Annotated in this window: 10 protein-coding genes; 1 reads left to right on the top strand and 9 read right to left on the bottom strand. The window is 52.4% G+C overall.

Annotation, left to right across the window (positions count from 1 at the left end):
• Positions 1-5 precede the first annotated feature (5 nt).
• The 3 genes from H8B09_RS31060 to ftsE are packed head-to-tail and all read right to left on the bottom strand — an operon-like array spanning position 6 to position 2,824.
• On the bottom strand, positions 6-1,220 hold the full coding sequence (locus tag H8B09_RS31060) for a murein hydrolase activator EnvC family protein (protein WP_191205111.1): 1,215 nt from the start codon (positions 1,218-1,220) through the stop codon (positions 6-8).
• A 10-nt stretch (positions 1,221-1,230) separates the two neighbouring features.
• A complete protein-coding gene (gene ftsX / locus H8B09_RS19005) occupies positions 1,231-2,148 on the bottom strand; it encodes a permease-like cell division protein FtsX (RefSeq protein ID WP_191205110.1) in 918 nt (305 codons plus the stop codon).
• Complete coding sequence (ftsE, locus tag H8B09_RS19000) at positions 2,138-2,824, bottom strand: cell division ATP-binding protein FtsE (RefSeq protein ID WP_191205109.1); 687 nt, start codon at positions 2,822-2,824, stop codon at positions 2,138-2,140. Before ftsE ends, ftsX begins: the two co-directional genes overlap by 11 nt.
• A gap of 413 nt (positions 2,825-3,237) precedes the next feature.
• On the opposite strand from ftsE, the gene H8B09_RS18995 reads away from it, so the two are divergent.
• Entirely contained in the window at positions 3,238-4,725 is a 1,488-nt protein-coding gene (locus H8B09_RS18995) for a VanW family protein (protein ID WP_191205108.1), read from the top strand.
• An 84-nt stretch (positions 4,726-4,809) separates the two neighbouring features.
• On the opposite strand, the gene abc-f is transcribed toward H8B09_RS18995, so the two are convergent.
• The 6 genes from abc-f to argD all read right to left on the bottom strand — a co-directional run bounded on the left by abc-f (position 4,810) and on the right by argD (position 12,641).
• On the bottom strand, positions 4,810-6,612 hold the full coding sequence (abc-f, locus tag H8B09_RS18990; RefSeq protein WP_191205107.1) for a ribosomal protection-like ABC-F family protein: 1,803 nt from the start codon (positions 6,610-6,612) through the stop codon (positions 4,810-4,812).
• 658 nt (positions 6,613-7,270) lie between these two features.
• Positions 7,271-7,354: a putative holin-like toxin gene (locus H8B09_RS31300; RefSeq protein WP_219993687.1), complete on the bottom strand. Its 84-nt coding sequence runs from the start codon at positions 7,352-7,354 to the stop codon at positions 7,271-7,273.
• A gap of 233 nt (positions 7,355-7,587) precedes the next feature.
• Positions 7,588-9,003, bottom strand: a complete 1,416-nt coding sequence (gene argH / locus H8B09_RS18985; protein ID WP_191205106.1) for an argininosuccinate lyase — start codon at positions 9,001-9,003, stop codon at positions 7,588-7,590.
• Positions 9,004-9,086: 83 nt separating this feature from the next.
• Complete coding sequence (locus H8B09_RS18980) at positions 9,087-10,322, bottom strand: argininosuccinate synthase (protein WP_191205105.1); 1,236 nt, start codon at positions 10,320-10,322, stop codon at positions 9,087-9,089.
• A gap of 97 nt (positions 10,323-10,419) precedes the next feature.
• Positions 10,420-11,373 carry an ornithine carbamoyltransferase gene (gene argF / locus H8B09_RS18975; protein WP_191205104.1) on the bottom strand — a complete coding sequence of 318 codons (954 nt, stop codon included), beginning with the start codon at positions 11,371-11,373 and terminating at the stop codon, positions 10,420-10,422.
• Positions 11,374-11,420: 47 nt separating this feature from the next.
• Entirely contained in the window at positions 11,421-12,641 is a 1,221-nt protein-coding gene (gene argD, locus H8B09_RS18970; RefSeq protein WP_191205103.1) for an acetylornithine transaminase, read from the bottom strand.
• Positions 12,642-12,731 lie beyond the last annotated feature (90 nt).

Here is a 12,731-nt window from a genome sequence, read left to right as displayed (position 1 = left end):
TTCTTCTATTTCAAGTAATTAGTTGGATCCTTCGGCGTTCCGTTCACACGTACCTCAAAGTGGAGATGGTTGCCGGTCGAGTTGCCCGTTGAACCGACTTCTGCGATTTTCTCGCCGCGCTTAACGGTTTCGCCCACTTTGACTTTAATGCCGCCGTTACGGATATGGCCATAAAGCGTCCACAAGCCATTGCCATGGTCAAGAATAACCGTGTTGCCATAACCGCTGGTCCAACCAGCCGTAATGACAACGCCGCCCTCAGCCGCATAGATGCTCGTGCCCTCAGGAGCAGCCAAATCAATGCCCGCATGAAGCTTCTTCGTATGAAAAATCGGATGAGTACGATAGCCGAAGCCAGAGCTGACACGATAGGACGTTTTCAGTGGAACAGCAAGCGCACCGCCGGTGTAGAATACCGTCTGCTTCTTCTGCTCTTCGCGCTTCTTGCGCTCCAGATCAGCGATCTTCTTAGCGTTATCCACCATGAGTTGTTCTTGCTCTTCGCTGATGTCTTCAAGCTCTTCCATCTTCTGATTGTACTGGGCGATAAGCTTCTCTTTCGCTTTCTCCTTCTGAGCCAGTACACCTTGATATTCATTCAGCTTCGCGTACATGTCCTTCACGTCGCTCAGCTTATTCTGGATTTCCACTTTCTTCTGCGCAACGAGCGCTTTATCCTTCTTGTGCTGCTCCAGCACATCTTTATCTTGGTTGACGATCGCCTGAAGCGCGTCGAAGCGGTCGACGAAGTCTGTGAAGCTCGTCGAGCTCATTAACACATCAAGATAAGAGACGACGCCATTCTGATACATAAGCCGCAGTCTGGATTGAAGCATTTTGTCCCGCTTCTCCACGCGATCCTCTGCTTCTTCAAGCGCTTGTCCAGCCTGCAACAGGTCATCTTCGGTCTGATTGATTTGCTTCTGCACGCCGTTTATTTGCTGCCCAACCTGATCAAGCTGCTTGAGAATCTCATTCACCGAGCTTGCGGCCTGATTTTTGAGCGCAAGCACGTCTTTGCTTTCCTTCTCCGCTGCTTTGCGGGTAGAAGCCGCCGCATCTGACTGTTTCTTAAGAGCGTCCAACTGTTTGTTGATCTCGCTGATTTTGGAGGCCGCTTCAATCTCGGGAGCTGCTGTCCCCGTCTGCCACACGGTTGCCGCTATTAGGAGCGCTGTCGTGACAGCCGTCGCCTTCTTCCACGTTCCTGACCTTTTCACGCTTGATCACCTACACCTTCAAATACTTGCGTACCGAAATGGTACTGCCCCAAACGCCAATCAACGTACCGATACCTACAAGTGAAACCGTCAATAGGAATGCAATATCGTGATACTCCACAAGCGTAATCATCGCGAGGCCAAGATCGAACTTGGTCATCGCTATCAACTTCACATAACCGTACAACAAAGCGCCTGCGGTAATCAGCGATGAGATGAAACCGATAAGAGCGCCTTCGATGAAGAATGGCCAACGGATAAAGGCATTCGTCGCACCAACGAGCTTCATAATACCAATCTCGCGGCGACGGTTTAGAATCGTAACTTTAATCGTGTTAGAAATAAGGAACATAGCCGTAACCGCCAAACCAACAACAATGATGAGGCCGACATTACGTACGGCATCGGTCGCCTTGAACAGCTTCTCGACCGTACCTTGTCCGTATTTGACGTTCATGATCGGCTTCGTTGCGTCTGCGTTGTTGAGTGCCTTAATCTTATTCGCAACGTCTGCAATCGTCTTCGGCTCGAACACTTCGACTGTGAAGGAGTCCGGCAGTGGATTGTTGGCCTTATCGAACCCTTCAAGCAAATAATCAGCGTCCTCGCCTAGACTGGTGCGAAGCACCTCCAGCCCTTCATCCTTGGAGATGAATTCAACGCTCTTCACATCAACCATATTGCCGATATCGTTGTTCAGCTTGTCAATCGTCTTCTGGTCAACATTTAACTGCAGGAACACACGTATCTGAACCTGGCTCTCGATCTGTTCGGCAAAATGGTTCACGTTCAAGGAGAGCAGCAGGAAAACACCTAGTATAAACAGTGAGATAAAAATCGAGGAGGCCGATGCGAACGACATCCAGCCGTTGCGTACGACATTCCTAACCCCTTCTCGCAAATGACGAACGATGGTTCTAAATTTCATAACCGTACTCCCCTCTTGCTTCGTCGCGCACGATCTCGCCATTCTCGATTGCGATAACGCGCTTACGAAGCGAGTTCACGATTTCACGGTTATGCGTTGCCATAATGATCGTCGCGCCGCGGAAATTGATCTCTTCCAGTAAGTTCATAATGCCCCATGAGGTCTCCGGATCAAGGTTGCCTGTCGGTTCATCCGCTACGATAACAGACGGATTGTTAATGATTGCGCGAGCGATTGCAACGCGCTGCTGTTCGCCGCCCGACAGCTGCGTTGGCAAGCTGTTGTGTTTGCCCTTCAGGCCTACAAGCTCGATGACTTCCATCGTACGCTTGCGGATAAGCTTCTTCGGCGCTTCGATAACCTCCATGGCGAAGGCGATATTTTCATAAACAGTCATCTTCTGCATCAGTCTGAAGTCTTGGAAAATAACGCCGATATTCCGGCGTACATAAGGAATTTTGCGCGGCTTGAGCTTGCCTATATTGAAGCCATTGACGGAGATTTGCCCCTTCGACGGCACTTCCTCACGATAGATCAGCTTCATGAACGTCGATTTGCCCGCACCGGACGGACCGACAAGGTAAACGAAATCGTTGCGATCTATTCGAACAGAGACGCCGCGGAGCGCATGAGTGCCATCCGCATACGTCTTCCATATATCCTGCATTTCAATCACGGTATCACATCCTGTAAGTTGTCGACGCTAGTATTTCGACAGGAATATGCGAAATCCTCTAAAATCCCGTCAGATTCCGCGTTTTTAACAATTCTAATCCAAATCCCTGTCGACACGATAACGACGCGGAAAACGTCGATTCCATGACGCCGTAAGCGTTGAAATGTTTTCATGCACAAGGGACGAACTTCATATCTTTACCTTATTTTTAGGCGGCAGCCTGCCTAATGTACCGTAACTTCTGAACTTGTCCTTGCGTCTTAAATTTATCCAATGTTTGGGAGGCTGTGTGATGGGCTAGGTCGCTTAGTTGAAGAGGTGCAGAGGCGTCAATCAAAGGTTGTCATGTGAATAACGAGAACCCGGCTGTGCTGCCGCACTTGTCCGGGGACTGTGGGAGGAGCAAACAAGGAATGAAACGTATCCACGTGGTGTTCATCGTTGTGTTGGGCTTACTGCTGGTTGCTTCTGCCGGCTGGGGAGCGTTGTCGTTGTATGCGAACGATTCGAAAGTGCCTGAGGACGTTACTGCGGGCGGCATTCAGCTTGGCGGGATGGAGATCGATGAGGCAGCCGACTTGCTAACACATTATGCGGACAGCTGGGAGAAGCAGCAGATCGTCGTGCTTGCGAACGAGGCTCTAGATTCAACCGATTCTCGGGAATGGACGTTGAAGGAGCTGGGCTACCATGTTGATGCAAATTCTGCGATCGCTGCGTTGAAGAAGCTGGAGAAAGGCAGCCTCATCGACCGTACACGCTACCGCCATTCCTTCGAGAAGACGCTATCTATCAACTACTCATCCGATACCGAAGTATTCGACGATGCCGTTAAGAAGGAGTGGGGCTGGATAGACACCAGCGCTCCTACCAATGCCACTCGAGTTATTACAGCCAACGACCGGGTCGTCTACACCCCTTCCACCAACGCATATCGTATTGACCTTACCTCACTGCATAACCAAGTAGATCCGTGGATCAAGGAGGCCCAATCATCCGCAAGTGTTCTTGCTGCCGATCTCGCTGCATTATCGACACGTGGGTTTCATCTTCCGCTTCCTATCTCAATCGTTGAGCCAGAAGTAACGCTCGAGAAACTCAAAGCCGAAGGCATTGACCGAATGATCATGTCATTCACTACTGACTTCGCGTCGAGTGCGGAAGGCCGTGCCTACAATGTCACGTCAACAGCCAAGGCGCTGAACGATGTTGAGCTAGCGCCTGACGAGGTGTTCAGTTATGGTAAGATCGTGGCTGCTACGGAGAAAAAATACGGCTACCGCGAAGCGCCAGTTATCCAGAACGGCAAGCTCGTTCCAGGCATTGGCGGCGGCATCTGCCAAGTTTCCAGTACACTGTACAACGCGATTATCCGTGCTGGCCTCGATATCGTCGAGCGGCGCAACCACTCGCTGCCGGTATCGTATCTGCCGATCGGCCAGGATGCAACGTTCGCAAGCGGTGCGATTGACTTCCGCTTCCGCAATACAACCGGCAAGCATCTCATCATCCGCACCGTCGTTGAGGATCGCAAACTGACCGTGAAGCTGTTCGGCACGATGCCGGACAATGTCCGCTACGACATCGAATCGGTAACGACCAGCACGATTGAACCTACAATCCGCGAGACAGTGAGCGATACGCTTCCGCCAGGCGGACGTCTTATCACGCAGCAAGGCAAGCAAGGTTATGTCGTAGAGACGTACCGCACGCTCGTGAGAGACGGCAAAGTGGTATCCCGTGAACGACTGTCGAAGGATAAATATAATGCGCAGCCAACACTCGTCAGCGTAGGCAAAGGGACGGAGACGAAAGGCAAGCTTGGACCTGGCGCATCGAATGATGCTGAGCAAGCGCCGATCATTGAGGATGGCGTAGGAGCTCAGGCGCCAAGCGCATAAAGGTCTGTAGATACGAAGCAGCCGCCCAAGCACATTTGTGTGGGCGGCTGCTTTTTGATGAATAGCGAAAGGATTATAAGCTGATTACTTCTGCAGGAGCGTGCGCTTGCGCGCGGCCAACTCGCGGAACTCGGCGTCGAGCTCTACGTAGCGCCCGTCGCCTTGCACATGCTTCGCCAGTTCGCCGAGCACATAGGCAATCTGGTTGTCGAGCAGCATCAACTGCTCTTTGCGTTCCTCTGCACTCATTCCGGACTGCGATGCGGAAGAGGACTCGACGGTCTTCATATCTCCAGGTGGATTTTGCGAGATTTTGTCCGTGTACTCCTTAAGACCGCTCTCCTGCTTGCTGATGGTTCCGTTATTGAACACAAGCAGCTTATCGCAGATCCGTTCGACGAAGTAGCGGTCGTGGGAGACGACCAGCAGCGTGCCCGCATAATCACTGAGCGCCTGCTCCAACTGCTCGCGGCTCGGCAGGTCGAGATGGTTCGTTGGCTCATCAAGGACAAGCACGTCATGTTCTTGCATAATGAGCCTTGCCAGCTTCACGCGCGTCCGTTCTCCGAGACTGAGGTCTCCGATTGAACGCCGCAGGATGGACTCATCCAATCCCATGTTAGCAAGCATGGTGCGAACTTCACTCTGCTGCTCGCGATTAGGAAACGCATCCTCAATCATCGCCAATACCGTCTGATTCGGTTTCAAATCCGATACGTCCTGCGTAAGGTATGCAATACTTGCCGCAGGGCTTACCCACATGCGGCCTGCATCCGCTGTCTCTTCTCCGGTAAGGATGCGAAGCAGCGTTGTTTTGCCGCAACCGTTCGGGCCAAACAGACCGATCCGCTCGCCGCGCTGAACGAAGAAGGAGCTGTTGTCGAACAACGTCCGCTCTCCGAAAGATTTGCTTAGCTGCAGCGCTTCGATGATTCGCCGTCCCCGCTTCGCCGGCTGGTCCCACCCGAATCGGACCTCTGCCTCTTCCTTCGGCTTCTTCACCCCTTCAAGATCGATCTTCTCGAGACGATGAATGCGGGATTTGATCTGTTGGTCCATCTTCTTCGCCTTCGAACGGTAGAACTCTTTGACGCCGGCGCGCATCTCAGCCATTTTGCCAACCTTGCCTGCCTCTCGATGTGCCTTGTCGGACCACTGCTTCAGACGCGCGATTTCCTCTTGAATCTTCCGCTCGTACTTCGTCTGCTCGATATATTGATGCAGTTGGCTCGCATATCGACGCGCTTTCTCCTCACGGTAGAACGTGTAGTTGCCCGGATAGTTCGTTAATTTGCCATCGTCGATCTCAATCGTCCGTTTCGTCGCGCGGTCAAGGAAATGCCGATCATGGGAAATGACGATGACCGTCCCTTCGAAGCCCTTTAGCTCGTCGATTAACCATTCCACGCCTTGCAGGTCGAGATGGTTCGTTGGTTCATCAAGCAGCAGTACATCCGGCTTGGATGCCCAAATGTCCGCGATTGCAAGCTTCGTTTTCTCGCCGCCGCTTAAGCCCTCGAAACGATTCTCATCCCAGTGTCGAACCTTCGCAAGCCCAAGCTGGCTCGTCAGCTCGAGGAACCGCTCCGTGTCGCTTAATCCTCCCTGATCACCGCTCATTGCTCCCATTCCGGCGAAAGTGTGGACTGTATAAGAGGTTGACTGAAGAAGGTATCCGATGTTCAGGTTCGGTCGATGCGCCCTAATCATGCCATCGTCCGGCTGAAGACCGCCAAACAACAGATTCGCTAACGTCGTCTTCCCTGCACCGTTCATGCCGACAAGACCGATTCTTTCTCCTTCAGCTATGTCAATGTTAATGCCGCTTAGCACCGTATGGTCGCCGAAGCTTTTTTTCAAATTACGTACGCTAATAAGTGTTGTCATATGCATCCCCGCTTTGTTGTTCTCTATTTCTACTACTGACAAGGGCAATGACATTCGAATGATGACAACTAACCAAGATGAAACCTAATGCTTAGGCTCGATATGAGCCTCGATGAATATCAAAAAGCCGCAAGCATATTGCTTGCGGCTCGGATAGACGGAAATGTGGTGTTGTTTGCTGCCGACCCTTCTGCCTTATATTACGTACGGCAAAAAAAGCTGCGTCATGAATACAGCTGTCTAGAAATACAAAGGCATATGCCTAGCATCAAATAGACCGTATTCGTATCGCAATATCAGCAAGGAGTATTCTCCAACAGACACACGTATCCCTAATCCGCTCCGCCCTAAGCAAAGCTCGTTGTCGTAGTTTATTCGAATTTCATAAACGACAATGAATTAGTTCCACATGATATCGGGTTGGATACCTCCTAAAGATGAGGCCCTGGTATACAGGCCTAAGCATAATGAACTTCAAAGCTCTAAGCACTGGCTTAAAGTGGTTCCATCATAGCACTTCCTCGGGGGCGATGGCAATACGACAGTTGATAAAATCCAAAAATTAGGCGGAACAAAGATAAAGGGAGCGGCGGAACGAAGCCGCTCTTCAGGCTTGTACAACAGCATAGGCAGACGCCGTGCCAGCATGGTAAGCGACCTACTTCTTCTTATGAAACGCAAGCACCGTCACCACGAGCATCGCGAACGAGATCATGAGCGTCAACGCCTGATACACTTCCATCCTCCCACCCCCTTCTAGCGCGTGTTCAAAAAGTACGGTTTTCAGCTTTTTGAACGTTCTCTTCTAGGAGGCCTCAGCCTACGATGGGCCTTCTGTACTGTTCTGCTGGTTGTTCTGCCATTATATCAACTCTCGCCTATTATAGGAACATACGTTCGTACTATTCTTGCAAAAAAAAGCACCCTGCCGTTTTAGGCAAGGTGCTTTGGATGATACTGGATTTGTTTGTTTAATTAGCGGCTTTTCTCCGCAAACTCCGTTACCCAAGCAGCCGTTGCATCGAGCTCACGCTCTGCGCGCGCAATTGCATCAGTAACTTGCGGCGTAGCTGTACCGCCGTATACGTTGCGGGCATTCACAACGTTCGCTGGCTGCAGAACTTCGTAGATTCGATCGTCGAACAGCGGCGAGAACTGCTTGAACTCTTCGAGCGTCAGATCAAGCAGATATTTGTCCTGCTGGATGCAGTACAGTACTGTCTTGCCGATCACTTCATGCGCTTGACGGAAAGGCAGACCTTTGTTCACGAGGAAGTCTGCGATGTCCGTTGCGTTCGAGAAGTCCTGGTTGACTGCTTGACGCATAACGTCCTTGTTCACTTTCATCGTCGTGATCATTGGCGCGAACAGCTGAAGTGCGCCTTGCAGCGTACGTACCGTATCGAACATGCCTTCTTTGTCTTCCTGCATGTCCTTGTTGTACGCGAGCGGCAGCGACTTGAGCACCGTCAGCAGACCGATCAGGTTGCCGTATACACGGCCCGTCTTACCGCGAACGAGCTCTGGCACGTCCGGGTTCTTCTTCTGCGGCATGATGCTGCTGCCTGTGCAGAATGCATCGTCCAGCTCAACGAAGCGGAATTCCGTGCTCGACCAGAGGATGAGTTCTTCGGAGAGACGCGACAGGTGCATCATGATTATCGATGCGTGCGACAGGAACTCCAGAATGAAGTCGCGGTCGCTTACAGCATCAAGGCTGTTCTCGTATACACGATCGAAGCCCAGCTGCTTCGCAACGAAGTGGCGATCGATCGGGAACGTCGTTCCTGCGAGCGCGCCTGCGCCAAGCGGCAGCGTGTTAATACGCTTGTAGCTGTCTTGCAGACGCTCAGCATCGCGGCCGAACATCGATACGTATGCCATCAGATGATGAGCGAACAGGATTGGCTGCGCACGCTGAAGGTGCGTGTAGCCTGGCACGATTGTGTCGATGTTCGCTTTGGCTTGCTCCAGAAGCGCTGATTGCAGCTTTTGCAGAAGATCAACGAACTCGACTACGCGCTTACGCAGGTATAGGTGCATATCCGTCGCGACTTGGTCATTACGGCTGCGGCCCGTGTGCAGCTTGCCGCCGACTGGCCCTACATCGTCGATAAGCGCCTTCTCGATGTTCATATGGATATCTTCGTCAGCGATCGCATATTCCCAATCGCCGCGCTTGATGCGCTGCAGCACGCGGTGCAGGCCGTCCTTGATCGTATCCACGTCGTCAGCAGGCAGAATGCCTTGCTTGCCGAGCATCGTTACATGTGCGAGACTGCCTTGTACGTCTTCTTCTGCCAGCTCTTTGTCGAACGTAATCGAAGCTGTATATTCCTCAACCAGTTGGTCGGTTTTCTTGGTAAACCGGCCTCCCCATAGTTTACTCACTAGTCAAACACTCCTCTATGTCCTAATACACAGAAATAAGAGTCTGCTGATGAGACCCTTATTCCTGATTTTTGAAGTAAAAATTATTTGCGGTTTTGCTCTACGCCGGACGATACTTTCAGACGAAGCGCGTTCAGACGGATGAAGCCTGTAGCGTCGCCTTGGTCGTACGCTTGCGTAGGGTCCGCTTCCATCGTTGCGATGTCAGGGTTGTACAGGCTGACTGGGCTTTGAACGCCAGCGCCGATTACATTACCTTTGTACAGCTTCAGGCGAACAACGCCTGTTACGTTCTTCTGGCTTTCCGCTACGAGCGCTTGCAGAGCAAGGCGCTCAGGCGCGAACCAGAAGCCGTTGTATACGAGCGTAGCGTATTTCGCGATCAGACCGTCGCGAAGGTGCATAACGTCGCGGTCCATCGTGAGCGATTCCATTTTGCGGTGAGCCGTGAACAGGATCGTACCGCCTGGCGTCTCGTACACGCCGCGGCTCTTCATGCCGACAAAGCGGTTCTCCACCATGTCGACACGGCCGATGCCGTGCTTGCCGCCGAGCTCGTTGAGCTTCTCCATAACGCCAAGCGGGCTCAGTTGCTCGCCGTTAATCGCTACGCAGTTGCCTTGCTCGAACGTCAGTTCAACATATTCGGATTGGTCCGGCGCATCTTCAGGCGATACGCTCAGAACATACATATCTTTAACGGAGTCAGCGCTTGGATCGAACCATGGATCCTCGAGCATGCCGCTCTCGAAGCTGATGTGCAGCAGGTTACGGTCTGTCGAGTAAGGCTTCGCAGCGGATGCCGTTACTGGAATGCCGTGCTTCTCTGCATAAGCGATCATCTCAGCGCGGCCTGGGAATTCCGCACGGAATTCTTCGTTGCGCCAAGGTGCGATTACGCTGATTTCCGGTGCAAGCGCTGCAGCCGTCAGCTCGAAGCGAACTTGGTCGTTGCCTTTGCCCGTAGCGCCGTGTGCGATAGCCGTTGCGCCTTCTGCACGTGCGATGTCAACCATGCGCTTCGCGATGAGCGGACGCGCGATCGACGTGCCAAGCAAGTATTGACCTTCATACAATGCGCCAGCTTGGAACATTGGGTAGATGAAGTCTTGTGCGAACTCGTCGCGAAGGTCATCGATGTAAACTTTGGATGCGCCCGTTGCGAGTGCTTTTGCCTCGAGACCGTCGAGTTCGTCCTTTTGACCAATATCAGCTGTGAACGCGATGATTTCTGCATCATACGTTTCTTTCAGCCATTTCAGAATAACGGAAGTGTCCAGACCGCCGGAGTAGGCGAGTACGATTTTTTGCTTTGCCATGATTTCTTACGCTCCTCTATATTCGATCTTATTGATAATGTCATGCCGCGAGGCGCGGGGTGGCGCCTGCAGCGAATGATTAGCAGGTAATGCTTTATTACATGATGGCAGCCATGATCGCTTTCTGCGCATGCAGACGATTCTCGGCTTGATCATAAATAATCGAGTTCTTGCCGTCGATAACGCCTTCGCTGACTTCCTCGCCGCGATGCGCTGGCAGACAGTGCATGAACAGATAGTCTTTCTTCGCGTATTTCGCAAGCTCTTCGTTCACTTGGAAGTTCGCGAATGCAATCTCGCGTTCCTTCTGCTCTGCTTCGAAGCCCATGCTCGCCCATACGTCCGTATAGACAACGTCGGCATTCTCGATCGCTTCACGCGGATCGCGGCACATTTGGATAACCGAGCCCGTAGATGCGGCAACAGCTTTCGTCTGTGCAACGATGTCCGGATCTGCCTCGTAACCTTCTGGTGAAGCCACGGACATATTCATGCCAAGCTTCGCAGCGCCCATGAGCAGCGAGTGCGTCATGTTGTTGCCATCGCCGATGTAAGCAATCTTCAGACCTTCGAGACGGCCTTTGTGCTCAAGCACCGTCTGGTAGTCGCATAGCGCTTGGCATGGATGTGCTGCGTCCGTCAGGCCGTTAATAACAGGCACAGTGGAGCTTCGCGCCAAGTCGATAACGATTTTGTGAGCGAACGTACGGATCATGATGCCATCCAGATAACGGGACAGTACTTGGCCCGTATCCCAGATTGGCTCGCCGCGGCCGATCTGCAGGTCGTTACGGCTGAGGAACAAGCCTTGGCCGCCGAGTTGGTAGATGCCAACTTCGAACGAAACGCGCGTACGCGTCGACGATTTCTCGAATACCATGCCGAGCGTTTTGCCTTTGAGCGGCTGGTAGATCTCGCCTGCTTTTTGCTTTTGCTTAATATCAATGGCCAGGTCAATCAAATAGCGAATCTCTTCCGACGAGTAATCCGCCAGCGCCAGAAAATCGCGTCCTTTGAGTGACGATGCCAGTTCTTCCTTCAACTGTTGCATGCTTGTACCTCCTAAAAGCTTAGAATAACTTCATCTATATCGGAAACTTAGCCTTGAGCATTCAGCAGCTGTGCTAGTATCGTAACCGCTTGGTCAATCTCTTCCTTCGACACGAGCAGGTTCGGCAGCAGACGAAGCACGTTTGGTCCTGCCGACAATACGAGCAGACCTTTCGCTTGCGCTTCCGTAATGATTGGAGCAACAGGCTCCGCGCATTCAATGCCGATAAGCAGGCCGAGGCCGCGTACATCCTTCACGAACGAGCTGTGCGTTGTCTTAGCGCGAAGCTGGCTCATCAAATATTCGCCTTGCTTAGCTGCACGCTCTGCGAGATGCTCTTCGAGGATCGTCTCGAGCGTTGCTTTAACCGCTGCCGTCGCAATTGGCGTACCGCCAAACGTCGAGCCATGGCTGCCAGGACCAAATGCTGCACGAAGCTCTTCCTTCGCACCCATCGCGCCTACTGGGAAGCCGCTGCCAAGACCTTTTGCCATCGTGAAAATGTCCGGTTCAATGCCGTAGTGCTCATGCGCAAACAGTTTGCCCGTACGACCCATGCCCGTCTGAACCTCATCGATGATGAGCAATGCGCCGCGCTCGCGGCACAGCTTCACCAGACGGTGCAGGTAAGCCGGATCAACTGGGAAAACGCCGCCCTCTGCTTGAACGAGCTCGAGCATAACAGCAGCCGTCTTATCTGTAACTGCTGCTTCCAGAGCTGCGAGATCATGCAGCGGAATGTACTTGAAGCCTTCCGGCAGAGGAGCAAAACCTTCTTTGACCTTCTCTTGGCCAGTTGCTGTCAACGTCGCCAGCGTCCGTCCGTGGAACGACTGCTCGAACGTTACGATCTCGTATTTACCGTTGCCAAGCACCTTCTGCTGGTAACGACGAGCGAGCTTGATCGCCGCTTCGTTTGCTTCCGCACCCGAGTTGCAGAAGAATACAGCATCAGCTGCGCTATTCGCCGTAATGAGCGCCGCTGCAGCCTCTTGGTTCGGAATGTGGTACAGGTTGGAAACATGCCACAGTTCGTCGAGCTGTTTCTGAACCGCTTCCTTCACGCGCTTCGGCGCATGACCCAAGTTCGTCACGGCAATGCCGCTGACGAAGTCAAGGTATTTGTTGCCTTTGTCATCCCACAGCCAGCTGCCTTCGCCCTTCACAAGCGAGATTGGGTATCTCGCATACGTCGGGAACAGCGCATCGCCTGCGCCAGGCTGTCCGTTCTGCGCTGCTGCTGCAGTTGGTTTCACTGCTTCGCTCATTTTAATTACCCCTTTCCTATCGTCCCATATAAATGCGTGTTCAAAAGTTCGGTTTTCAGCACCGAGAAGGTTGGAGCAAGCAGGGAATGA

This window comes from Paenibacillus terricola (assembly GCF_014779765.1).
GTDB classification, from domain to species: domain Bacteria; phylum Bacillota; class Bacilli; order Paenibacillales; family Paenibacillaceae; genus Paenibacillus_T; species Paenibacillus_T terricola.
This window is presented reverse-complemented; position numbering and strand designations above follow the sequence as displayed.

Excerpts from the sequence above, each read along its gene's own strand:
- argF (WP_191205104.1), bottom strand. The coding sequence starts at position 11,373 with ATGCAACAGTTGAAGGAAGAACTGGCATCGTCACTCAAAGGACGCGAT.
- H8B09_RS18995 (WP_191205108.1), top strand. The coding sequence starts at position 3,238 with ATGAAACGTATCCACGTGGTGTTCATCGTTGTGTTGGGCTTACTGCTG.
- H8B09_RS31300 (WP_219993687.1), bottom strand. The coding sequence starts at position 7,354 with ATGGAAGTGTATCAGGCGTTGACGCTCATGATCTCGTTCGCGATGCTC.
- H8B09_RS18980 (WP_191205105.1), bottom strand. The coding sequence starts at position 10,322 with ATGGCAAAGCAAAAAATCGTACTCGCCTACTCCGGCGGTCTGGACACT.
- argD (WP_191205103.1), bottom strand. The coding sequence starts at position 12,641 with ATGAGCGAAGCAGTGAAACCAACTGCAGCAGCAGCGCAGAACGGACAG.
- ftsX (WP_191205110.1), bottom strand. The coding sequence starts at position 2,148 with ATGAAATTTAGAACCATCGTTCGTCATTTGCGAGAAGGGGTTAGGAAT.
- abc-f (WP_191205107.1), bottom strand. The coding sequence starts at position 6,612 with ATGACAACACTTATTAGCGTACGTAATTTGAAAAAAAGCTTCGGCGAC.